Raw genomic sequence first — 24,165 nt, 5'->3', positions numbered from 1 at the left:
CCTCATTTGTACTGTCGCATCGCAACAGTTCCGTTACTGAACCACGATTGTCAGTTTTGCTTCGTTGGAACGGTTTCCGTCCGTATCAACGACGTAATACGTCTGCTCATAAGTGCCTGGAGTGTCTTTATCGAATGTGTCTCCGGAAATCTCGATCCGCTTGTACAGAGTTTCTTTGCTGTCCTTATCATCCGTTACACTTTCCACATAAGAGATACGGTTAATCGACTCTCCTTTTTTGATCGTCACACGGTTTGTTGACAGTTTGATCCTCGGAGCTTCCGCCGAAAGATCATCTGTGGAATCGTCTTCCTCACTGTCATCTTCTGATGTTGTGTCAGCGCTTGCCGCCTCCGTGTCAGATCCGGCATCCGGTGTCACTGACGGAGTCGGAGTTGGCGTATCTGTCGCTTCCGGTGTTACAGAAGGCTGTGCATCTGCACTCTCATCTGTTGCCGTTTTCTCTGTGGCATCTGATGTTGCTGCCTGGTCATCTGCAGCCGCACGATACGTTACTACTTTATTTGCTTTTCCCACATTGTTGCGGGAGTCTCTTGCAACATATACAATCGTAGCAGTCTGTCCGTCTTCGTTGGGATATACGCTCTCAACAACCAGGCTTTCTGTCACATCACCATCTTTATTATCTGTCGCTGTCACTCCGTCCAGAAGTCCGTCATAGCTGTCACCTGCTGTATACACGATCTCGTTATCCTGGAACTGGATCTCCGGCGGCGTATTGTCTTCCGAAAACTTCATAAAGCCCACAAAGCCCATCAGTCCAAGACACAGAATCACCATAATTGCTATGATACCTTTTTTCATTTCTTTTTCCACGCCTTCCTCTGTTTAATCTTCATGTCCATACTTGCCGTATTTTCCATATTTTCCATAGTATTTGCCATAATATTTACCGTAGTAGCCCTGTCTGGACATATCTACTTTATTCAGAACAACACCAAGGATCGGACAGTTACTCTTTTCCAGCTGCTGCTTTACCTCCTGTGCAAACCGATAACTGATCACACCGGATTCGATGACAATCATCGCACCATCACATTCTTCCGCGATAATCGCGCTGTCGATAACGCTTCCCAGAGGCGGGGTATCGATCAATATGTAATCATATACTTTTTTGAGGGAATCCAGCATCGCTTTAAAATGACGGCTTCCAAGCAGTTCTGCAGGATTTGGCGGAACCGGTCCGGCAAATATAATGCTCAGATTCTTTACATTGGTGGAGCAGATCACATCGATCAGAGGTGCCTGTTTGGAAAGATAGTGGGTCAGTCCTTTTACAGAACTTCTCACTTTTGTTCTTCCCACCACTACAGATTTTCTCATATCCGCATCGATCAGGATCACTTTCTTTCCAGCTTCTGCCATGGAAACTGCCAGATTCATGGTCACACTGCTTTTTCCTTCATTTGGTGTACAGCTTGTTACTGCGATCACTTTTTTATCTTCTCCACAAAACTGGAGATTGGTACGGAGAGACTTATAGGCTTCTGTTCCGCTGTAGTCCATCTCCTGCACTTTAATTTCTACATTTTCCACAGCTTTTTATCTCCTTTTATGTTTTTTCGCACGTTTTTTCTTCTTTTTATCCGTCTGTAACAGAGGAATGGTTCCCAGAGTACTAAGCTGCAGATAACGTTCTACATCCTCTGCTGTCTGAATGGTATCATTCATAATAAAGCGGATCAGGATAATGGCAACTGCGATCATACATCCCAGGACACCACCGATCAGACCATTCTTTGAAACACTCGGACTGTATTTTTCAGCCGGGATATTGGCCTCATCTACAACGTTAACTGCTTCGGAATTCATAACATTCTTGATATGTTCTGCGGCTGTATCACGCACCGCATTGGCAATGTCTCTTGCCATATAAGGATCCTTATCCAGTACGCTGATGGTAATGATACGGGTATCTGTCGTATTGGATACGGAAATCTTATTTACCAGCTGTTCATGTGTCATATCCAGACCAAGCTGTGCAATGACCGCTTCCGTAACGGTACGGCTCTGGATCATCTCTGCATAGTCTTTTGTCAGCAGGGTACTGGTCTGCATATCTGCGCTGGTCAGTGTATCGTTGTTCTGTTTTGCCAGCACATACATCTTGGTTACGGACTGATACTGAGGGGTGATAAATACTTTTGTTCCTACGATTGCCACCAGGCCCAGAACAAGCCCGGACAGGATAATGATTCCCAGGTGACTCAGCAGTACAGAGAAAATCTCCCTCAGATCGATCTCGATCTCATCGTTGTTCATCTGATTTTGTTCCATATTCTTTCTCCTATCTTCCTTCCTCTATGATCTCACGGGGATTACTGATCAGAATCTTATCTGCATACTCCCGTCCCATAGTCTTCTCCATATATTGGGCACAACGACCCATCTGGGGTTTTCTGTCCCCTGTATTATGTGCATCACTGCCTACAAAATGCAGCAGGTTCTGCTTCATAACCTTTTTACAGAATCTCTTCATACCCCAGCCTTCCACACCGCTGATACTGTCCGCATTCATCTGTATGTATGCGCCCATATCCACCAGCTGTTCGAGATGTTCCAGATTCTTTCTGATAACCGGATAGCGTTCTGCATGTGCAATGATCGGTTCATATCCGTTGCTGATCAGCTCATAACATCTTTCCTGAATAAAACGAAAATCATGTGCTTCGGAAAATTCTGTCAGTACAAACCGCGTATCTCCCATGGTTGGTCTTTTCCCTGCATTCAGAGTTTCTACCATATCCAGATTGGCGTGAAACTCGCATCCCAGAATGAGCCTGAGATCCGGTGCAATCTCTTTTGCTGCCTGCTGAACCTGAAGATACTGCTGCCTGATCTTTTCCATCGGTGCCTCAAACATCCTTCTTCGAAAATGCGAAGTTGCGAAAATCGTCCGCACTCCATCGTTATATTCCATCTGAAGGATCTTTTTTGTGATTTCAATCGTATCCGCACCATCATCCACATGAGGAATAATATGTGTGTGGATATCATACAAACCTTTCATATACTTTCCTTTCTGTTCTTTCTGCTCGCAATCGTTTTTATTATACAAAAGCTTCTTATATTTGACAAGCAAAAGATTGCACAAAAAAATTAACAGAATCTTTTATTGTTGCTGGGCACGGAGTGGACAGTAATCTTTTATTTCATGATCCTCCATGCCATCCAGACTCCGGCGATCCCTCCGGTCAGTTTTCCTGCCAGAAGTGCTCCTGTCGCCGGAGCATCCACACCGAGAACAAATCCCAGATGTGCCGCCACCATAGATGTGCCACATACCAGAAGGGCTGCATTCATGACGATTTCTCTTTCGTTCATCCGCTTCATATCTGCGATTACCGGCAGTGCGCTTACTATTCCCACCAGCAATCCTGCCGTACCGTTCCTTCCAAGACCGATTTTTTCTCCGATCCATTCCAGCGGATTCTTTAACAGCCTCTGCAAAATTTCCGCAAATGGCAGACTGCCAAGGAGAACGATTCCGATTGAGGAAACCACCTTCAGTGCCTCATCCAGAGGAGTCAGGCCGGGAAGCAGCTGCAGACCGGTCATATAAGAAAATGCTCCAAGCGCAATTCCTATAGTACCCGCACTGCGGATCACCGTTGCAAATATCCGAAACCCATGGATCATTCCGTCCGGAAACCGGGAAATTCCAAAAACCAGAAGAATCGCAAGAATCAGAACCGGAATGCTCTGAAAAAGCAGTTTTCCCAGAGAAACACCGCACATCAGACCACCTGTCAGGATTCCCACAGGATGCATGCATAAGCCTGCAAGAATCCCTTTGGCAAACAATGGTTTTTCCCTTTCTCCCAACATTCCCATTCCAACAGGAATCGTGAAAGTAATGGTGCATCCAAGGGTTGCTCCCACGATAATCCCACCGTATCGGCCGATTGCCGGATCCTGTGCCAGTTCTTTACAAAGCTGATAGCCGCCCATATCAATAGCCAGCACACCACCCAGCATCCCAGGATCAAGATGAAGGATCCTGTAAAGCGGAACAATCGTATGTTCCAGCCCCAGTGAAAGTAACGGTGTTATACAGATCAACCCAGCCATAGAAAGCGCCGTCGGTCCGAGAAGTTGAAACCCATCCTCGAATCGTCTGCCCAGACCGAACTTATTTCCCGCAAGCTGATCCACGCCGCCGATCAGGGCACAGATTGCCATCACCCACATCATTATCTTATCCATTTTTCGTTCTCCCCCGTCATCTTACTATTATTTTTCCGTACATGTGTGTAATAGCCACAACGTATTTTTCATACAATGAAAGCAAATATGCTGCACATCCCCACAATATTCTCCATCCGCATGCAGTACCACCGGCTGATCCAGTTCCATCACGATCTCAGATCCGTCTTTCACATCAAATCCACGGATTCTTCCCTGTTTTCCCATTGCCAGCAGCGGAAGCAGGAAAAATGTTTTCCATTTTGGTATTCCGGACGCACTGCTCAGAGAGATCTTTCCATCATCCGGTACACTTTCCGGTGCCATCGGAACCCCGCCGCCTTCTGCCCTCAGATTCATGGCGGCAGCAAAGATCATATTTTCATAACTCTCTGTTTCCCCGTCTGTCGTTACATTCGCCTGAAAGGTTCTCATGGAAAACAGAGTCTGAACTGTCAGCATCAGATACGTCAGCTTTCCCAGGTGAAATCTGTTCAGGATCTTTTTCAACTTTGAATGCAACGCCTTCTTACATACAATCGCATCCAGACCGGCACCTGCACTGATACCGAAGATTCTTGGCTTCTCACACCCTTCCCAGCTTACTTTCCCAAGATCGATCCGCTGCAGTTTTTCTCCGTTTTGTTCCTGGTCGATACAGGCTGTGATTTCCCGCAGATCTTCTCTGGTATTCCGAAGGATTCCGAGATTTCTGGCAAAATCGTTACCGGATCCTGTGGGAATCACACCAAGGCGGACACGGTCAAAATCCGTAATGCCATTCAGCACTTCATTGATAGTTCCGTCTCCCCCTACCACCAGCAGATAGATGGGTCCTTCCGGAATCTTTCCACAGATCTGTCCGGCCAGCTTCACTGCATGTTTTTCATAACGGGTCAGATATGCGTTATATGATATTTTATTTTCCTGTAAATATTCTTTTGTTTCCTTCCATACCGCCACTGCACTTCCGGTACCGGCACCGTTATTTACAATAATCTGTATCTTATTCATAATTTATTTTTCCTTTGTTTTTTACTCAATGGTTTTATTGTACCGCAGCCAAAGGCTTTTTACAATCGATAAAATCTGTGCTACAATATTTACCGGATTTAATAATAATCTGTAACACCAATCATATCTTAAAGGAGTTTATTTATTTTATGCAAATTACATTTCCTTCTTATTATAAAAAGTTTTCCTGTATCGCAGATGCCTGTCCGGATACCTGCTGTGCGGGATGGCAGATCATGATCGATGACAAAAGCCTGAGCAAATACCGCCATTTTCAGGGATCTTTCCGGAATCGGCTGCATAACGATATCAACTGGAAAGAACATGCCTTCCGCCAGTACGGGCATCGCTGTGCATTTTTAAATGAAGAAAATCTCTGTGATATGTATATAGAAGCGGGATCCGGGATGCTCTGTGATACCTGCCGCAGATATCCACGGCACATCGAAGAATTCGAGGGTATGCGGGAAATATCCCTGTCCCTCTCCTGTCCGGAAGCAGCACGGATCATCCTGTCCCAAAAAGACCCGGTTACTTTTCGAACTTTTGAAAAAGAAACTGCCGAAGAAACCTATGAAGATTTTGATTACTTTCTGTTCAGCGCACTGATGGATACAAGAGATTATCTGCTCACTGTGCTTCAGGATCGCAATGTTCCGGTACGATATCGGATGGCAAAACTTCTGGTGTGCACCCATGATTTTCAGCTGGCGGTGAATAAACAGGAACTTTTTTCCTGGGAAACGATCCGTGCACGCCATGAACAGTCCGGTTTCTCTTCTGCTTTTCGAAAGAAAATTTCCGGTCGGTGTTTTCCGGATATGGATCGGGTCGATCTGATGAAACAGATCTGGAAAACCATCGTTCCGAAACTGGAGGTTCTCTCACCGGACTGGACCGTTTTTTTAAAGGATACACTGATTTCTTTGTATCACACCTGTCCGGAAGAAACATCCTATATGGAACTTCTCCTTGATTTTCAGGATACTTTCCCGGAATGGCAGATACAGAAAGAACAGTTGCTGGTATACTGGCTGTATACATATTTCTGTGGTGCTGTATATGATGAAAAAATCTTTGCCAAAGGAAAAATGGTGGTGATCTGTACACTCTTCATCGAAGAGCTGGTGCTGGGACTCTATGCCCGGAAACGGGAAAAGCCGGAACCCGGGGAGCTGGTGTCCGTCTGCTACCGATTCTCCCGGGAACTGGAACACTCGGATCAGAACCTGAATACGCTGGAAGAACTGCTGGATCAGGAAGAGGTCTTTTCACTGGAACATCTGATGACACTGTGTAGCATCTGATGGTTGCTGCCGGCATCAAAATTGGTCCTCCGGACCAATTATTGATATATATGCAAAAAAAGCAGGTGGAAATTGTCCAAAAACAATCCCCGCCTGTTCTTTTTTACGCTTTTTATATATCATATAATTCTGTCACCACACATCAGTACAGCAGGATCGGATATCCTTTATCGATTGTCTCATAGATAATCTTCGCCTGATCCGGCGGCAGATTGATGCAGCCGTGACTTCCTTTGGTTTTATAGGTGTCTCCGCCAAAGCTTGTCTGCCAGCTGGCATCGTGAAGTCCCTGTCCGTAAACAAACGGCATCCAGTAGGTAACCGTGGTATCATATCCATACACATCACTGCTTAAGGTAAACGGACTTGCTTTGTATGCAATCGGCCATGCCCCACGGTATGTTTCTCTTCCTTCTACCGGAAGACCACTGACGATATCAGTCTCTGTCACCAGTGCCCCATTCTTGTACAGCCACAGGTGCTGCTGTTCCAGACTGACTTCTATGTAACTTCCGTTCAGGTCATCCGTTCCGTTTCTGGAATAGCCAGATTTACTGTATACCGGTTCTCTCGTCACAGCTGCCCCACCATCAATATCTGCCAGAAGCTGTGTCAGTTCTCCTTCCTGGTCAACCCGGTAACCATATTCATTACCTTCGATGGTGATCGCTTCACCGCCTGTAGTCGTGAAGGAACGTGGCCGGTAGATAGTATTGTATTTTGTGGCAAGATTCTTGATATACTCCTGCGCCTGTGCGGTATCAACGGATACACTTTCATCGGAAATCACCAGCCAGGAACAGATAGTCGCATTGTCCAGAACCTGAGTTTCTTTTCCGAATGTATGCGTTACGGAAACTCCTTTGTACTTTTGCAAAGCAGCATTTAACGTGGTTACTTTTTCCTGTAATTCCTGAGCATCCTGTGTAACAGCTGCTTTCCGGTAGAGATCTGATATAATTTCCACGTTCAGTCCTGTTTTCGGAAAATCCCCTTCAATCTGCGGGCGGATCTGTTCCTCCACATATGCTTCCACAGCTGCCTGATCCATATGATTACCCAGTGTCTCCGGGACTATCACATAAGCACTCTGGTCGCTGTTATATTCCACGTATGCATCGGTTGAATCCACACGGTCTGTGGAAAGCTGAAAGTGTTCCTCAGTCAGTGCCGCAGAAAATGTCTCATCGTTTCGTTCTACCTGATAAGCTACCGTAAGACCTTCCTGTTTCGGGAAGAAACCGCCTTCTTTCCAGCGTTTGTCTCTCAGTGTTTCCAGATCCTGTTTCAGCTGTTTTTCGTTGATGCTGTAACCAAGATTACCGAGTGTGGTCTGATAATCCGTTTCCCCGTTTTCCTGAAAAGTAACCGGTACTTTCTTAAAATCATCTGCCAGCATCCCTGCCGTCTCTTCCACACTGCGTCCGGATACATCCTCTCCAAAAATCTTGATCCGGCTTCCCATGGTTTTTGTTCCCATATAGTGTGCATAACCAAACAATCCTACTACCAGTCCCGCCATAACAAGCAGGCAGACAACCAGCAGGATGATATATATTTTTTTTGACTTTTTTTTACTCCTCATTCGTCTTTCTTCCCTGCCCTTTTTTCTGTTGTTCTGACATCATCTGTCTAGATCCGTAACTGTTCAATGTCTTCACAGTCACGCTTATTATACTATACATTTATGAAAAAGAAATAATGAAAATATAACAATTTTCTTTCTTCATAGAACGCTTTTTTACAGGTTGACGAATCTTTCTGCAGACTGAAATTTATCAGATTATTTCTGTACATATTTCTCTTTCAGTTCTTTCACTTTCGCCAGGTATGCCTGGTCCTGTTTTCTCTTCAGAAGTTCTGCACGGATCGGATCCTTTACTTCAGCAAATCCGGCTTCTTTGGCTTCGTTTTTCTTCTCAACCTTGATCAGATGATAACCAAACTGAGTTTTTACCGGTCCTACCACATGTCCCGGTTCTGCCTGGAAGGCTGCGTCTTCGAATTCTTTCACCATCTGGCCTTTTCCGAATTCACCCAGGTCACCGCCCTGTGCACCGGATGGGCAGGTGGAGGATTCTTTTGCCGCTTCTTCAAAAGTCTTTTCCCCGTTCACGATGGATTCCAGAATAGCTGCACATTTCTCTTCGGAATCGGTCAGGATATGCTTTGCATTTACCGTAGCTCCTTTTACAAACTGTGCTTTGTTCTGTTCATAGTAATCTTTCACTTCCTCATCAGATACACTGACACTCTCGATAGTCTCTTTTAATACCATCTGTACCAGGATATCCTGTCTTGCATTTTCCATTCCTTTTTTATATTCTTCAGTCTCATCAAGCTTCTCATCTTCTCCGCATTTTGCCAGTGCATGGAAAGTGATCAGCTGTTCTTTGCAGTGTTCTTTAAACTGTGGATTGGATGCATATGCCTGCTGCTCCTTCGGCAGGTGTCCGATAAATGCCTGCAGTTCTTCTTCGGTGATCTGGTGTCCGGCTACCACTGCCAGTACGTTCTGTGCCATAATATTTTCTCCTTTGCTTTCCGGATCCGCTGATGTTGTTTGTATCGGATCCTGCGAGGTATTTTGCCACGGGATATCGGTATAACAATTGTTTCCCGTACCATGTCGCGTGGGTTTTATTATAAAAGAAAAGGACAAAATATGCAAGGGCAGGCCATGAAGTGCATGATTTTTCACACACACTCTAAATCAGTTTTCGTTTTCTTGCTTCATTCACCGCCGCTGCTTTTCCGTTCACACCGAGTTTCCGGTAGGTTTCCCGACAATGATACTTCACCGTCACTTCCGCCAGCCCCAGCTGTCCGGCTATCTTGTTCATGGAATCTCCCTCTGCCTGCATCCGCAGAATCTTCCGTGCGGTATCGGAAAGTGTGACTTCTCCCTCTGCTTTTATTCTGAGATATCCAGGGTACATCTGCGCCATCCTTTTTCCTTCTTCCAGCACCTGTCTGTGAAAGTGTGGATCGGTCCAGTATATCTCTTCCCTGCTTTTTTTCAGAAGGGGCAGCCACAGACCAGCCTCTTTTGTCAGGATCCTGACAAAATGATAGGATTCAGCTTCGCTGACAGCCTCCTGCAACAGATTCTTCCACTCTTTCCGATCCATCTTATAACAGGTCACTGCCAGAAGTAACGTACTTTCTATCCGGATATATGTCCGTTCCATCTCTTTTGCATAGTAGAGCAGCTGCTGTAACAAATTATATGCTGCCTCGTATCTTCCCTGTTGCAGATAGACACGCACCTTTGTTACATATCGGAATCGTTCCAGAATATAGAACTCTCTGTTTTCATCCGGTGCGCTCTCAAGCCACGCCAGGATCTCCGCTGTATCTCCCCGATACAGATGCAACCGGCACAAAAATGTATCTATGTTCGCAATCAGCTTCGGTGCTTCTTTTTTACATCGTTCCCGAAAAGTCTGCATCACATGAAGCGCCTCTTCCAGATCCTGACGAATCAGATACATCCAGCAAAGGAGTCCATTTGCTACGAAGACCTGTTCGATTTTTCCTCCGCTTTCCGCCTGCATCCGTCCTTTCTGGATCAGTGCCATCACCTCATAATCATCCTGTCCTTTTTCCAGATAGCTTTCTGCCAGTGCCAGCGGAACCAGCCCTTTTCCATACTTTCCAAGCACAAATTCTATGATCTTTCCAAGGCTTACGGCCAGTTCTCTGTCCTTGCGGCTCCACTCACAGAAGTCTTTTCCTCCATTCATCATCGAGGGCAGATTGCTGGTTACAGAGAGTTCCGGGATGTGTACTTTCCGGTCGGTGATCAGGACACCTGCCGCCCGCAACAGCTCCGTCATTCCGCTGATGCCACGATGGGGAAGGGAAATATCCAACGTGATCAGCCGTCCTCTGGCTTCCCGTGCATCACTTCCCTCTGCCCGTTTCTGATATTCTTCCAGTTCATGATACCAGCGCTCACTTTCATCCACATTCATAAGAATCGACTGCAACAGGCTCATTCCCATCATAAGTACCGGATTCTCCCGGATCAGATCCTCCGGAAGCTCCAGATAATAATTTCGCAGTTCATAATAATTACCGATAGTTGCATTTTCCCTGGCATTCGCCACCAGCAGCCGGAAGATACTGTCTGTATCATCGTATACCTTGTACATTTCCAGTGCTTTGGCAATCTCGCCCTCCATCTCATAATACAGACCTGCGTTATAATACAGACGGCTGATCTGTTCCGGAGAGCGTTTTTTATGCAGCCGCTGTTTCATAGACCAGCGCATGGCATCCTTGCAACGCCAGACACCGTCTTTTTCCCCCATTTTTGCAAAAAAATTGCCGGTTTCCATCCCCTGTGCCAGCATATGCTCCACATGTTTATTTCCGGTGATCATCGCCGCCAGACTCACCGTAAAATCTTTGACAATGGAAATATCCATAAAAAATTCCTGCAGTTCTGTATCCCACTGATCATATACATGACTCTCCAGGTACGTCCAGACCGTACGCATCGTGGCTTCCAGATTCCCGTTTTCCATCACAAAGATCCGCAGGGACATGGGATTCCCTCTTCCCACAGCCCATGCTTTTTCCAGCTGTTCCTCTGACACCTGCAGTCCATATCTTTCCAGATACTCATCCTGCTGTTCTCTTGTCAGGCAAAAATCTTCTTCCCCGATCATTACGAAAGAATATTTCATCCGAAGGGACAGAAGCCACGCCGGAAATGGGGCACGGGAGATCAGTACCACCCACAGATCATTTCGTTCCATCCATTCCTGGATTCTCTGATAATAAGCATCTTTCAGCCGGATATCCGAGATTGCGTAAAGATCATCCAGCACGATCACCGGTGCCGTGATTTTTTCACTCTCCAGATCATCCGGCGTCGTATTCAGTGCAGAGACATAAAAATATTCTTTTTTCTCGAGAAAATGCCGAATCAGAGAAGTTTTCCCCACGCCGGTAACACCATACAGATAAGCAGGAAGTCCCGCCTGATACGCCATCCGTAATTTTTTTTCGGCCGCTGCCGGCCACAGATATACGTCTCCAGTTGTTCTCATCATGCTTCTCCCCCTGTACTATGTTCTTCATTTTTTCTGCAACGGCAGAATATTTCGCCGGGAAGGAACAACATTTTTTCAAATTCTTTTGCACTCAGGGGCATGGAAAACCAGTTCCCCTGTACATGATCGCACCCGGAAGTTTTCAGTATCTCTACCTGTCTTGCCGATTCCACGCCTTCACAGAGAACCTGGAAACCGAGGCTTTTCAACATCCCGATCATCTGTCGCAGAAAACCGATACCACGGTAATCTTTTTCACACTTTTCCATGAACCCGCGTCCCAGTTTTACATCATTTAACGGGACATCTGCAATCAGATTAATAAAAGAAGATCCCACACCGAAGTTATCCAGTGCTGTATGGAAACCGGCCTCCTGTAGAGAACGCAGAAGATCTTTGATATTTTCATACCGGATCGTATCCGTCTCCTTCAATTCCATCTCCAGCATCCCGGGATCCACTTTATATTTTTCCAGAATCTCCAGATACCGTCTGGTTGTCTGTGGATCTTCCGCATGCAGCGCCGATACATTGACCGAAACCGGCACCGGTGTGATTCCGCTTCTTTTTGTTTTTTCCAGAAATGCGGCCACCTGTTCAAATACATAAAAATCAAGTTCCACGATTTTTCCATTTTTTTCATAAAACGGAAGGAAATGTTCCGGTCTCACCACGATACCGTCAGGTCTTCGCCAGCGCACCAGAGCCTCTGCTCCCACAATCTTATAATTATGTAACGAAATCTTCGGCTGGAAATAGATCTCGAACTCCCGCTTTTCCATGGTCTCATCCATCAGCAGTTTTACTGCGGTTTCTCCCTTGTTTCCGGTATCTAAAGGGATCAGTTTTTCCCCTACTGCATACTGGTTTCTTCCCGCAATCTTCGCCCGGTACAAGGCAAGATCTGCATGTTCAAGAAGCTGTTCGTAACTGTAATCGCCCAAACCTCCCGGCAGAAAGCAGACACCAACACTGCAGCTCATGACAAAATCTCTTTTTGAAAACGTCAGTTTTCCCACTCTTTTCACCAGTTCACTGACTTTCTTTTCCAGTGCTTCCCGGCTGATTTCCTTTAAAAACACGACGAATTCATCTCCACCGGTACGGATCAGAATATCCTCTTTGCGGAAAAAGCTCTGCAAAAATCCGGAAAATCCAATCAGCACTTCATCCCCGAACAGATGACCATACACATCATTTACATTTTTAAAATGATCCACATCCAGCATCAGAAGGCCGGAAGAAGCATCCATCCGTTTCTCCCGCAGGTACTCGTTCACCAGAAGCTTTCCGGTATCATGGTTATACAGTCCTGTCATGGAATCTCTTCTTGCCTTATCTTCCAGAAGTTCTTCTCTTTTCCGTATCTCCGTGATATCTCTGATGCAACCGATCACCGACTGGTCACCTACCTCCTTCTGCAATGCATCCAGAAGTACTCTCTTGTAGTGACCCTTTTCCAGAAGCTTCAGTTCCACCGTTCCCAGAGTCTGTCCGAGAAGAAACTCGCGCATCTTCTGCACATCTTCCGGATGGATCGTACATATCTGACCCAGCTGACCGAGAAATGGCATAATTCCTTTTTCTTCTTCCAGTTGCTCATTATACAGAACCATTCGATCGCTATCCGGGAAATACTCAAAGACAGAGATTCCCGCATATTTCATCAGTACTTTTAATTTATCCATCCGTTTTTTTTCGGACAGAAAACTTTTTTCTGTATCGTTTATCCTATCTTTTTCCATATATTTTCCCACACTCTTTCTTGAATTTCACCTTTTGTATAATTATAGCAAACGTAAAAGAAAAAAAGAACTATCCAATTGAATAGTTCTTCCTTGTCTTTTCTCATCTTTTTGTTCAGGACTCTTTTATTCCGAAAACCGTCAGTGCCTGACGCGGTGAAATGCCGAGTCCACCTACGCTGATCAACGTATCCTCTGCCTCTAACAAAAGATTTCCCTTCTGAAATCTGACAATCATGCGACCTCCGCTTAAGCCGTCCATCCGCCGGATCTCCATCTCAAGGCTATTGACGGTACGCCATGCAGCTGATCCTGCGTAAATATGGCCGTCTGTTTCACTGTAGGCGAAGTCCTTACGCATAGAAAGGACGAATTCCTTTTCTTTTCCACCTTCCAGCACTTTCCAGTACATCTTATCGCTTCCAAAAGCAAACCGCATCTCCTGGATCGGACTCACTTCAAACTGAAACAGCCCGCTTCCGCCAATCAGAACTTCCGCAGAATCCGGCAGCCGGTCGTTCAGAACCGGAACAGACACATACACATGCTTACTTACTTTTTCCTCCATAAAAGGATTTCTCGTTCCTCTGCGTGGTGGAAGAGCAAGCTGTGCAGTATACTCTTTTACAGTTTCTGCAAGCGGTGACGGTGCCAGCTCTCCAGCCTCTTTCTGTACATAGGGAATCAGATCCTCCTGCAGTGCGCTCAATTCCTCCTGTGTCTGCTCTGTGGATGACGTCAGAATCACAATCAAATCAAGATCCGGGAACACAACCCCAAACTGGCCATACGCTCCATCCGCGCGGAAAGAGCCAGGATATCGGCCCATCCAGCACTGATAACCGTAGCCCTGTGCCCAGTCTTTTACATGTCCTTCGGAATCGCCTTCTGTCTCAATCTGCTTGTGGCAGGCGCGTTCGAACCATTCTTTTCGAAGCAGCTGTTTTCCTTCCCACTCTCCCTGTCTGGACAGAAAATACGTAAATTTTGCCATATCTTCCGTCACCATCTTCATACCTCCTCCGCCACGCTCTGTTCCGTCGCCGAGCAATGCACAGGTCAGAGAAGTGATTCCAAGTGGTTCCAACAGACGCGGTTTCAGAAACTCTGTCACATTCTGCCCTGTCTTTCTCCGCAGAACCGCAGCCAGCATGTTGGTTCCTGCTGTATTATATTTATAAAATGTTCCCGGCTCATGGAGTACCGGATGATGCAGAAATGTAGAGATCCAGTTTTCGGAATTGTCCGAAATCTCCGTCTCGTGACCGCATCCCATGATCAGCAGATGGTGCAGGGTGATTTTTTTAAGATATTCGGAAGGATGTTCCGGCAACAGTTCCGGAAAAATATCGACAATTTTCTCATCAACAGATAAGATTCCTTCCTGCTGTGCAAAACCAATCGCCGTAGCCGTCAACGATTTGCTGAACGAATACAACGGATGGCGGAATTTTTCATCATATGGTTTCCACCATCCCTTTGCCGCACACTGTCCATGGCGGATCACCATAAAACTATGTAGTTCGATTTGATTTTGTTCCATCCTGTCAAGAAATTTCATAATTCCTTTGGAGCTGATTCCAACTGATTCCGGTGTCACATCTTTAAAGTATCCCATTTTTTATCTCTCCTTAATCGCAAACTTCTCCATAATAAGCATTCTGTCGTACCTGCCACTTATCTTACATTACTTCCCCGATATATATATGTTTAAAATATTATATTTGATAGTAAATGTCAATTCACAAGACACACAAATCTCATTTTCTGAGCAAGGCATATTCTCTTTCCGAATAAAGTATATCATATAATATCATTTGCCGGTGAACGCTAATATAAGTGACAACACCAAAAGAGAGATTTTCATAAAAAAGGCTATGAGTATTTTATGGGTATAAAATACCCTGACAGCTTTCACTAGCAGGGTTGGTTGGAATCTTTACTTGTAAAGGTCTTCCAGCGTTATTAGCCGAACTTCACCTCTCTCTTGTGCCTGAAGAAGTCCATCTGTGAATCCGCCTTTTGAGAAGATATAGTAGTAATAGTTGTTACCTTTTCCGAAGACTGAGGCATAATCCCGAATCAAATCGAGTTCATCCACACCAATTTTCTCATTTCTGTACTTACACGAACCAATGATATAGTCCTTACCCTCAACGGGTGTTCCAACAATATCAATCTGTGTCTGCTTTTTCTTCTTCGGGTCCGTACCCCACCACTGGCCGATTTCACTCAGTTCAATAGGGAGACTGTCCGAATAATAGAGCAGGTAATCCTGACACATCTTCTCAAAAATCAGGCTCATGTAATCCGGAAGATACTGTTTTACAGCGTGTGGATAGATCTTTGCAATTCTACCAGAGTCAATGGCACTCATATTGATTGGCACAAACCGATACCAGAAACGGAAAAAGTTATCAGCCAGCAGATAGATGGTTTTCTTACCCGGTTTTTCTGTAATCGGTGTTTCTTTCTTAGCAATGCCAAGGTCGATCAGCGTTTTCAGGTACTTAGATACAACCGAATTCTCCTCGCCGACCTTCATCTTGATATCGTTCATTCGGGAATCACCTTCTGCAATCGCTTTGATGATTGCATTATAAATGGCTGGCTCCCGAAGTTCCTGCTTCAGCAGATTGCCCGGTTCCTCATACAGATAGCTGGAACGGTCAAAGAAATTATCCAGCAGAGCTTCATCCACACTATCTCGCACATCCAGCTTATTAATATAGTGGGGAACTCCCCCCGTGATTCCATAAATCAGGGAATTATCTTCTGCTGACAGATTTGGGTGGAACACAGCGGTTTCCTTATAGTCCAGCGGCTCAATCTTAAACTGGCCAGTACGCCTGCCATACAGCGGACTTTCCTTGCCAAGCACCTGACTCTCCATGAAGCTCATAGAGGAGCCGCAAAGAATCAGGTACATCTTGGACTCTGTCCATTTGTGGTCGATGATGTGCTGCAGCATCGCTGAAATGGCCGGCTTTGCCTTTGCAAGATACGGGTACTCATCGATAACAAAGACGATCCGTTTTTCCTTTGAAAGTGCAGTCAGTTCGTCCAAGGCAGCATCATAAGACCTGAACTCCGGTGCAGACTCCATATCTGGCCGCTCAAAACTCATGATTGACTTTGAGAGAGCCTCCAGATTTCCCTTTCCTGTAGTGTTCAATGCAGAAAAGAAAATGGTAGGCTTATCTTTACAGAACTCATTGATCAATGCCGTTTTACCAACACGTCGTCTGCCGTAGATGACGATGCACTCAAACTTATCACCAGCGTACCGTTTATTCAGTTTCCGAAGCTCATCCTCACGGCAATAGAATTGACTCATACGCTTACCTCCAATAATTATACTCGTGAGTTAGTAACTCGTAAGTTACTTCTTTACGAGTAAAATAAATCAGCTATTCTGCAAAGTCAAGTAAAATAAGTCGAGCCTTTTACATATGAAACTATAATTTGCGCTTTACATATTGCGTGCTTATATAGTTCTCCTTTCGATTTTTTGCTTCTGTATATGCTCATCAACTGGATAAATCTATTTTCTATCAATTGTTCCCTGATTGCATCCGCTACTGTATCGATAAATTCCACAATATTAACCGCTATGTTCTGGTATCTCTTCATATCTTCTGTCAACGTTCTCAGATTCTGCGTACTATTGCTTTTGTAACTCTTCCAACTGTCTCCTCAGTTTCTCGATTTCTTCCACGGCCGCATCAGCTCTCTGTCTCTCTTCTTCCGCCCGGTGTTTTTCGGCATCTGCCCGATTCTTCTCTCTTAGAGTATTCTCCCTTTCCTGTCTCTTTCCTTCCTCCAAAAACATCTGATCTCTCTCGAATCCTTTCACATACGCCACCGTCACCTCCGCATCTTCTTTCACAACATCCACCATCTCCTGGATATCTTCCAGCTCTTCACTTACTGCGTTCTCCCGGGTTGTGTTCTCTATATAGTTCAGTAGCTGACTCATCGATTCTTAACTCTTTTGCAGCTCTTCCAGCTGCTTTCTCAGCTTCTCAATTTCTTCCACAGCTGCATCTGCTCTCCGTTTCTCTTCTTCTGCCCGATTCTTCTCGGTATCCGCACGGTTCTTCTCTCTCAGGGTATTTTCCTGCTCCAGCTTTCGCCCCAGTTCCTTCCCTTCTTCCAGAAACATCTGGTCTCTCTCGAATCCTTTCATATATGCCACCGTCACCTCCGCATCTTCTTTCACAACATCCACCATCTCCTGGATATCTTCCAGCTCTTCCGTTACTGCGTTCTCCCGGGTTGTATTCTCCATATAGTCCAACAGCTGACTCAGGGATTCATTATCCCGTCCCTTTCTTCCTTTTGTATAGAGGAAAATCGTTCTGGCTCCATCTTCATACGGCAGCTCCGGATTCTCTACACAGTGATTCCGGATGGTATAGATCATCCGGTCATCCCCAAAGGGATCGTAGGGACAGATAAAGATAACAAAGACTCTCTTCAGTTTGTCGTATGACTGACCGCTTTTTAGACTCCGACTGTCGATGATCGCATGGTAGAACCGGGTTCTCTGTGCGATAAAATCTATATCCTTCCTCTTATTGTTCTTGTCAGATTCAATATCATAAATCGCAGAGACATTTGACGAATCAATCTCTACCTCATCTCCCTCTTCGATGTATACGTCCAGTCGGGCTCCGTGAAGACCGGTATCCCTTCCGCCATAGGACTTCTGAGTTACGATATTCAGATTTTTGAACTCTCTTCCGAAAAGAATCTTTAGAAATTTTCGACAGAATTTCTTTCCATATTCCGGATAAGCCAATAAGGCATTAAAAAGAAACTATGAGAAACACGCTACGCGAGTTTCTCAAGTTATCGCGGCAGTCGCCAAGGTCTCGTGCAAGCACGGACTTTGGCTCGTTGCTCGCGTAAGTCGTCCAGCAGATCCAGTTCTGCCAGGGGTCTGTGGTTTGTCATTTGCTGCATTCGCATGCTCCTTTCTGTATGCGGTGAAAGGAGTACTCTCCATCGATCCTCCGTTCCACCAGTTTTTTTATTCATATGGGGAATCAGATAACCGAATGGTTGAAGAATTGCTTCCCAGATATGTATATGGTTAAGGTAACATATCGTGAGAGTAAAGTCAATTTCTATGTTGCTTCTCTTTATGACATTTCTATATAATTACCAAATGACAGTCACCTTATATAAAAAATGAGTCGGTGACACATTAACAGCTTCACATTTGATCTAATTCTCTGTCAGAAACGAACGAATACTGCCTCTTAGCAATCTTGTATTAATGTTAGTTTTGTTAAATTCAAATCTGAAAAATGAATCCATTTAATTACACTCATGCTTTACCTCCATATATGAGTCTGTCCTTTTTTATGCATTTTGCATATTTCAATTTTGCATTTTTGTTTGTATTGCTATTTTTTAAGAAAATTCCTATTTTCTATTGCAATTTACACTATTATATCTTTTTTCTTTATCGTCCCCACTATATTCAAAAAATTTAGCAACTACAGGAAAACCTAGATCATCCTTTTCTTCAAGTTTCACATCATATACCGCACCATTTCCACCATGTCCAAGCTTTTTATCTCTGAAAAAACTATACCTCTCTCCTTTATATTTTTTCCTACCACTCATCTTCTGCACGCTTTCTTTCATACTCTGCTTCACGTTTGTAGTCTTCACTTAAGGTAAAATATATTTCTGCTATTTTAGGATATTCTGCCTGTAGTCCTTCCGCATTGTTTAGATATCTCTGATGTAAAATCAACTCTGATTTTCCAGCATCGACGGTATGAACCCCACGCTTATTCTCTTCTGCTACGATATAAGAGCTCCGCAATGAATCAGAATCATATTCTTCTATGATCTTTCGTACAGCTTCACACGGATGATAACTATCCGCACCAATGGGGGAATATGCCAGTAATCGTCCGATTAAATGTCCAAACAAATTTTCTTGTTTTTGCTTGATCAACAATCCTTTAAGCTCTTCTACCCATTTTTTCAGAACCTCATAGGATACTTTTCCATCTTTCTCTGCAGGACAAAATCTTGCTTTGTCAAATGCTGAATACACGGCATTTGCCACTTCACATTTTTCCTTATCGTCAGGTTCATCATCCTCCGCTTTATAAACAATACCGACAAGATCAGCATAAATCTTCGGATCGTTCTTCATCTCTTTTTGCAGACATCTCATTTGTTTCCATTCGAGTATATTTCTACACAACCATTCCACTGAAACTATTTCGGCACATTTTTCGTCATCTGTGATAAATGCATCCTGTAACTCTTTCAAGATCTCACCGATATAATATATTGTCATAGAGCTGGCAATACCGCCCTTCATATCGGAAATTTTAACTGTCGCATCATATAACTCTTGAATTGATATTTTTTCTCTTACATCATACAATAATTCAAAATAGTTATCGCATGTTCCATATTTTCACATTCATTCAACGCCCATAAAAACACCTGATGTCCTGCATGATCCGATATTCTTGCCCGTGTATTCCTGCTCCAATACATTGTCTTGATTTCTTCATCTTCCTTCGCAATCAGCGCATTGACATCATCTTCTATAAACTCTAACGAAATCAAATTCACCAGAAGATTTTTATTATCGGATATCCTTTTTACCATTTCTATCACGTCTTTTAAATCTACTGATCCATATCTGTGTAAATATCTTACATAATCAAATACATGCTTTCCTTCTTTATCTTTTCTCATAAGAAGATGAAATACTTCTTCATCAAACATACCATCCGAATAAAACTGTGCCAGAACTTCTCCCAATATATTATCTTCTTGTACAGCCAATTCGATCAGCTTATCTAAAGAATATTTATTTTCTTTGAATTCTTTAAATCCTACCCTTATCTCTTCTTCTCTTAATCTTTGATTTTGGTCAGCCGACTCGTTATGTTTTTCTCGGCTATAAGACACGGGGTATAATAGTGGGAATTCAAATTCAGGCGAAAAAAGATACATGTATTCGTATATTTTATCCGAAAACACAATTTCATTCATTGTACTTTCATATTTGCCTAACACTTCTTCTGGCAAACTCCAGTCAGCATCGGAAAAATACCTGTGCCTGTAGATTTCAAATCTCAGTTGATTTTTAATTTTAAGTTTTTCTTTATCAGCCATTCCTCTGCAACTGAGAATCAATTTTTCAAGCACTTCATTTTGAATCGACATTTCATACCACTGTATGCGCTGGATTAATTTTCCCCATTTCTCTACATCCACATCAGCTGAATCAACGCACATTTTTAAATACTTAATATAAATTTTATGTAAGCAAAATCTCAGCTGAAATAATGAGCGTTTATGAAATACTTTAAAAGGATCAACCTCTCACGGCTGACCCTTTTTAAATTTGATTACTGAATATTTAATATTCCTGTGTTGCAAAACCAATCTGTAATAAAAGTATTGCTTTATTATCTGACATTACTTTCCATTACCTTTCTGAACTCTTCCACGCTCATTGCTGCATCTTCGGCCGCTTCCTCTATCGTTAGCCGTCCCTTTTTTATCTGTTTAACCAGCATCCGGAGTTCTCCAATCTCTATGCCTTCTTTTTTCCCTTGTTGCATTCCTTTTTCTATTCCTTTCGCTTCACTTTCACTCAGCATAGCTTCAACTGCTTCGCACATGTCAATCTCCTCCTTTCCCTCTGCTATCTCTATCGATGTGTTGGTGATTGTTTTTATCACCATTGCCGCTTCCCGGTCAATCACCATCCGTGGATTGTCTTTTAAGATTCTGGCTAAATTATCTTTGTCCTTCGAGTACTTGATATATTCCATGACTTCCCTCAGGCTCGATGTAAACTTCACCAGATCTTCCTCTGTAAGATTCGCCGGATCAATCAAGTGGATCCGATAGTCCTGAATGTAATGCAGCAGCTTCTCGCTGCGGACTTCCATCATCTCATGCAATGATAACGGGGCATCCCATTCATCTGCCCCAAAATGTATCACAAGCGTAACCACGGGTTTCAATACATCCTCTTTGTAAAATCCGGATAAATATTCCCCACTTGTACGTTTTCTGAAACTTTTATCATTTTTTCTGTGATTTGCAGCTGTATCTGCAACCTGCTTTCCGTACTGCAGGGCATCGTATATCATGTTCCGGACAGGCATCGCATAATGGATGTCTGTCTGGTTCTCGATTCCAAGCAGGATATATGCTGCCTCATCTTCCTGCATCACAACTGCTAATTTCAGGATGTCACGATACTTCTGAACCAGGTCATTCGACTGGCCATTTTCCTTTTCCTGCGAACCAAATGGCAGGGCAATCTCTGTTGTATCAAGTTCTCTCAGCTGTTCCGGATTAACGACAGGTTTTCCATCATAGATCAGGTAATTAAATGCATCTGCAAAAATGTTATTTTTTCTCATATAGGCTTTGGTGACTGTATCCACCTTTCCCATAGGCATACTCCTTTCCTTTGTGCAAGAACGGAGCTTTTTTGTTAAATATTCGGTTCTCCGTTCCACCAATCATTTCTTTTTTCATACAGGGGAATCAGATAACCGAACGGTTCAAGAATTGCTTCCCAGATATGTTGTATCTACTATAACAATATGATTTGTGATTGTCAATATGCTGACGGTAAAAGACTTCTTTTATTCTCTTGGTGCCAGATATATGTAAGAACCTTCCCAAACATAAAGCAGACTTCCATCATCACCAAAGTATCCATTCTGGTTTCTCAGCACGGCCAATTATTTCTCAAATACTCTCGCACGCGTTTCTTATCTTCCGTTGTCTCTTCATAATTAATATTTTCATCGAAAAATGCCTTCCTCAATGCCCTGCGAACATAGCTATCTACTTCTGATGACAACTTTCCAAGCTCTGCCTGTGCATTACTGCCCACTAATGAGCTCACACTCCCATGTACAAACTCAGATCGTATCTTATATGCCATTCGCATGCTATGAATCACTTCCATTTTTTCCTGTTCTGTATCTGTGATAAATGCTGCCGTCATTTCAGAAACATTCTTTTTATGATTTCTTTCAATTGCAAAAAGACTTTCCAATATTGCACAATACCAACTGATTTTTTCACATAACAGTCCTGTTTTTCGTGCCAGTTGTAATAGGATCAGGATTCTATAGAAGCTGCATCCGTTATTACTGAGTGTCGCCTCTATATTCAGTACATGTGTTCCCTGACTGTATACTGAATCTATCGGTGCATTGTTGTTACGTGCTTCGGCAAAAATCTGCATAATCGGTGTCATATATCCAAATGCATCACTAATTTCTTCGCTGTTGAAAAATGTCATTTCCGCCTTACCAAATGCATTTAACTGCTGGATACTTCGACGATTTTTTGAAGAATATGTCGTATCCGTGTTACACCAATAAGATAAGTCTGAATACACACTACAGTCTTTCACCATCCACAATCCCAATGCAAATATCTGAACCAGATTTGTACAACTTAATGTTTTTACTGCATAATAACTGTCTGCTTCTTCTTTATTTTCGAATTCCCATTCTCGTTGTTCTGTATCCATCCAAACAGCGATCATCGGTTTTCTTATCAAAGCCATAAAATCATACTTTCCCAAATCTTCCCGGATAGATGATTGTTCTACGACATCTGTCATTTCTTCACCTTTATATGTTAAAAGATGCGCCGGACTTTCCAGATACATCTCCACATCTATTCCCTCACCAATGGATAATATGTCAAATCGTTCTTCTGGAATATCAATATTATTTAACTGTATGAACAAATAGTTCATTCATCTACCCCTTTCATGCTTACTCTGAATAATCAGCAAAGAAACGTAGCCGTGTGCAATTGCACAAGTGTCACATCTCTAAACTTCCTTCAACATATCATCTGTCACATTTCTGAACTTTTCCACACTCATTGCTGCATCTTCAGCCGCTTCCTCTATCGTTAGCCTTCCCTTTTTACCTGCTTAACCAGCATCCGGAGTTCTCCGATCTCAATCCCCCTTATCTCTCCTTTTGCCGCTCCTCTTGCCTCTCTCTCGCTCAGCATATCATCAATTGCTTTACACATATCAATCTTCTCCTCTTTCTCCGAAATTTCTATCGCTGTATTCGTGATTGTTTTTATCACCAACGCTGCTTCACGATCTATCAGCATCCGTGAATTATTAATTTAACATATACTTCATAATCCAACAATATTTATCCAGTTTTCCGCATCAATGCTTTTTCTTTCTTTTCAGAAACACGAATCAAACCAAATCTCCATAAAATGGGATAAATATACGAAATCGTCTTCATGAATTAAAAACACATATCTCTGGTTTACAAAAATTTTATTCCTTCAATTGTTTATTTGCTTATCCTACCGGCCACCCCTTAGAAAAACTGTATTTTTTCCCTTCCAAATCCGTTATAACCACTTTTATATGACCGTTCAAATCTATTCCAAACTTATCAAAAACACGATTCTTATTCTCTACACTGATTTCTTGTGTAAGCACCTCGTTCGGACTGATAATCAGGAAATTTTTGTCCATATCAAAAGTATTCATACTTCCAAGAAATATTCCTTTCTTATCTTTCACTTCTACCTGCCTGATATAAATTGACAGTCTTCCCACATTTACAATCGAAATTCTCAAATGGTGTCCATCTTCGTCATTACCCCAATAATATAGCATTACTGACAGTCTTTTCGTACACGCTCAATAGCGAGTACCTCCAAAATTAAGAGCCGCCTTACGGCAGCCCTGGTTATCAATTCTTTCGAATCCCGTCCGGCAGATTTGGTGACCACGGTAACAGATCATCCAGAAAGGACCGG

Annotated in this window: 21 protein-coding genes and 1 pseudogene; 1 reads left to right on the top strand and 21 read right to left on the bottom strand. The window is 43.4% G+C overall.

Annotated elements, in window-relative coordinates; genetic code table 11:
* Positions 1 to 33 precede the first annotated feature (33 nt).
* The 6 genes from FYJ57_RS12285 to FYJ57_RS12260 form a co-directional block, all read right to left on the bottom strand.
* Positions 34 to 837 carry an immunoglobulin-like domain-containing protein gene (locus FYJ57_RS12285; protein WP_154432868.1) on the bottom strand — a complete coding sequence of 268 codons (804 nt, stop codon included), beginning with the start codon at positions 835 to 837 and terminating at the stop codon, positions 34 to 36.
* Between the two features lie 12 nt (positions 838 to 849).
* Positions 850 to 1,557 (bottom strand): polysaccharide biosynthesis tyrosine autokinase, encoded by a 708-nt coding sequence (locus FYJ57_RS12280; RefSeq protein WP_328597486.1) that lies wholly within the window; start codon positions 1,555 to 1,557, stop codon positions 850 to 852.
* 6 nt (positions 1,558 to 1,563) lie between these two features.
* A complete protein-coding gene (locus FYJ57_RS12275; protein WP_106491418.1) occupies positions 1,564 to 2,298 on the bottom strand; it encodes a YveK family protein in 735 nt (244 codons plus the stop codon).
* Between the two features lie 10 nt (positions 2,299 to 2,308).
* The gene (locus FYJ57_RS12270) at positions 2,309 to 3,031 is read right to left on the bottom strand and encodes a CpsB/CapC family capsule biosynthesis tyrosine phosphatase (protein WP_154432867.1); all 723 of its coding nucleotides are present in this window, start codon (positions 3,029 to 3,031) and stop codon (positions 2,309 to 2,311) included.
* A 137-nt stretch (positions 3,032 to 3,168) separates the two neighbouring features.
* Positions 3,169 to 4,227: an ethanolamine utilization protein EutH gene (locus FYJ57_RS12265; protein WP_154432866.1), complete on the bottom strand. Its 1,059-nt coding sequence runs from the start codon at positions 4,225 to 4,227 to the stop codon at positions 3,169 to 3,171.
* Between the two features lie 27 nt (positions 4,228 to 4,254).
* Positions 4,255 to 5,220 (bottom strand): diacylglycerol/lipid kinase family protein, encoded by a 966-nt coding sequence (locus FYJ57_RS12260; RefSeq protein WP_154432865.1) that lies wholly within the window; start codon positions 5,218 to 5,220, stop codon positions 4,255 to 4,257.
* Positions 5,221 to 5,369: 149 nt separating this feature from the next.
* On the opposite strand from FYJ57_RS12260, the gene fliB reads away from it, so the two are divergent.
* A complete protein-coding gene (fliB, locus tag FYJ57_RS12255; RefSeq protein WP_154432864.1) occupies positions 5,370 to 6,527 on the top strand; it encodes a flagellin lysine-N-methylase in 1,158 nt (385 codons plus the stop codon).
* A 142-nt stretch (positions 6,528 to 6,669) separates the two neighbouring features.
* On the opposite strand, the gene FYJ57_RS12250 is transcribed toward fliB, so the two are convergent.
* The 15 genes and pseudogenes from FYJ57_RS12250 to FYJ57_RS12180 all read right to left on the bottom strand — a co-directional run bounded on the left by FYJ57_RS12250 (position 6,670) and on the right by FYJ57_RS12180 (position 23,926).
* A complete protein-coding gene (locus tag FYJ57_RS12250; protein ID WP_154432863.1) occupies positions 6,670 to 8,112 on the bottom strand; it encodes a L,D-transpeptidase family protein in 1,443 nt (480 codons plus the stop codon).
* A gap of 198 nt (positions 8,113 to 8,310) precedes the next feature.
* Positions 8,311 to 9,051, bottom strand: a complete 741-nt coding sequence (locus FYJ57_RS12245; protein WP_118573943.1) for a peptidylprolyl isomerase — start codon at positions 9,049 to 9,051, stop codon at positions 8,311 to 8,313.
* 184 nt (positions 9,052 to 9,235) lie between these two features.
* Positions 9,236 to 11,590 (bottom strand): LuxR C-terminal-related transcriptional regulator, encoded by a 2,355-nt coding sequence (locus FYJ57_RS12240; protein ID WP_154432862.1) that lies wholly within the window; start codon positions 11,588 to 11,590, stop codon positions 9,236 to 9,238.
* Positions 11,587 to 13,278, bottom strand: coding sequence for a putative bifunctional diguanylate cyclase/phosphodiesterase (locus tag FYJ57_RS12235; protein ID WP_205839981.1), 1,692 nt, complete (start codon positions 13,276 to 13,278; stop codon positions 11,587 to 11,589). The genes FYJ57_RS12240 and FYJ57_RS12235 overlap by 4 nt, the downstream gene beginning before the upstream one ends.
* A gap of 172 nt (positions 13,279 to 13,450) precedes the next feature.
* Positions 13,451 to 14,953 (bottom strand): serine hydrolase domain-containing protein, encoded by a 1,503-nt coding sequence (locus tag FYJ57_RS12230; protein ID WP_154432860.1) that lies wholly within the window; start codon positions 14,951 to 14,953, stop codon positions 13,451 to 13,453.
* 321 nt (positions 14,954 to 15,274) lie between these two features.
* A complete protein-coding gene (locus FYJ57_RS12225; RefSeq protein WP_154432859.1) occupies positions 15,275 to 16,672 on the bottom strand; it encodes an ATP-binding protein in 1,398 nt (465 codons plus the stop codon).
* A gap of 327 nt (positions 16,673 to 16,999) precedes the next feature.
* Complete coding sequence (locus tag FYJ57_RS12220) at positions 17,000 to 17,314, bottom strand: hypothetical protein (protein WP_154432858.1); 315 nt, start codon at positions 17,312 to 17,314, stop codon at positions 17,000 to 17,002.
* Positions 17,315 to 17,320: 6 nt separating this feature from the next.
* Positions 17,321 to 18,145: pseudogene (locus FYJ57_RS12215) on the bottom strand (Rpn family recombination-promoting nuclease/putative transposase); the annotation flags it as partial.
* Positions 18,146 to 18,768: 623 nt separating this feature from the next.
* Positions 18,769 to 18,993, bottom strand: a complete 225-nt coding sequence (locus tag FYJ57_RS12210) for a hypothetical protein (RefSeq protein WP_205839980.1) — start codon at positions 18,991 to 18,993, stop codon at positions 18,769 to 18,771.
* A complete protein-coding gene (locus tag FYJ57_RS12205; RefSeq protein ID WP_154432855.1) occupies positions 18,962 to 19,753 on the bottom strand; it encodes a hypothetical protein in 792 nt (263 codons plus the stop codon). Before FYJ57_RS12205 ends, FYJ57_RS12210 begins: the two co-directional genes overlap by 32 nt.
* Complete coding sequence (locus tag FYJ57_RS12200; protein ID WP_154432854.1) at positions 19,741 to 20,598, bottom strand: hypothetical protein; 858 nt, start codon at positions 20,596 to 20,598, stop codon at positions 19,741 to 19,743. Before FYJ57_RS12200 ends, FYJ57_RS12205 begins: the two co-directional genes overlap by 13 nt.
* Before the next feature lie 194 nt (positions 20,599 to 20,792).
* Positions 20,793 to 21,794, bottom strand: a complete 1,002-nt coding sequence (locus FYJ57_RS12195; protein WP_205839979.1) for an Rpn family recombination-promoting nuclease/putative transposase — start codon at positions 21,792 to 21,794, stop codon at positions 20,793 to 20,795.
* A gap of 281 nt (positions 21,795 to 22,075) precedes the next feature.
* Entirely contained in the window at positions 22,076 to 23,122 is a 1,047-nt protein-coding gene (locus FYJ57_RS12190; protein ID WP_154432852.1) for a hypothetical protein, read from the bottom strand.
* A gap of 161 nt (positions 23,123 to 23,283) precedes the next feature.
* Positions 23,284 to 23,409 (bottom strand): hypothetical protein, encoded by a 126-nt coding sequence (locus FYJ57_RS15650; protein ID WP_268878824.1) that lies wholly within the window; start codon positions 23,407 to 23,409, stop codon positions 23,284 to 23,286.
* A 289-nt stretch (positions 23,410 to 23,698) separates the two neighbouring features.
* Entirely contained in the window at positions 23,699 to 23,926 is a 228-nt protein-coding gene (locus FYJ57_RS12180) for a hypothetical protein (protein WP_147397905.1), read from the bottom strand.
* Between the last annotated feature and the right edge of the window lie 239 nt (positions 23,927 to 24,165).

This window comes from Oliverpabstia intestinalis, assembly GCF_009696065.1.
GTDB lineage: Bacteria > Bacillota > Clostridia > Lachnospirales > Lachnospiraceae > Oliverpabstia > Oliverpabstia intestinalis.
This window is presented reverse-complemented; position numbering and strand designations above follow the sequence as displayed.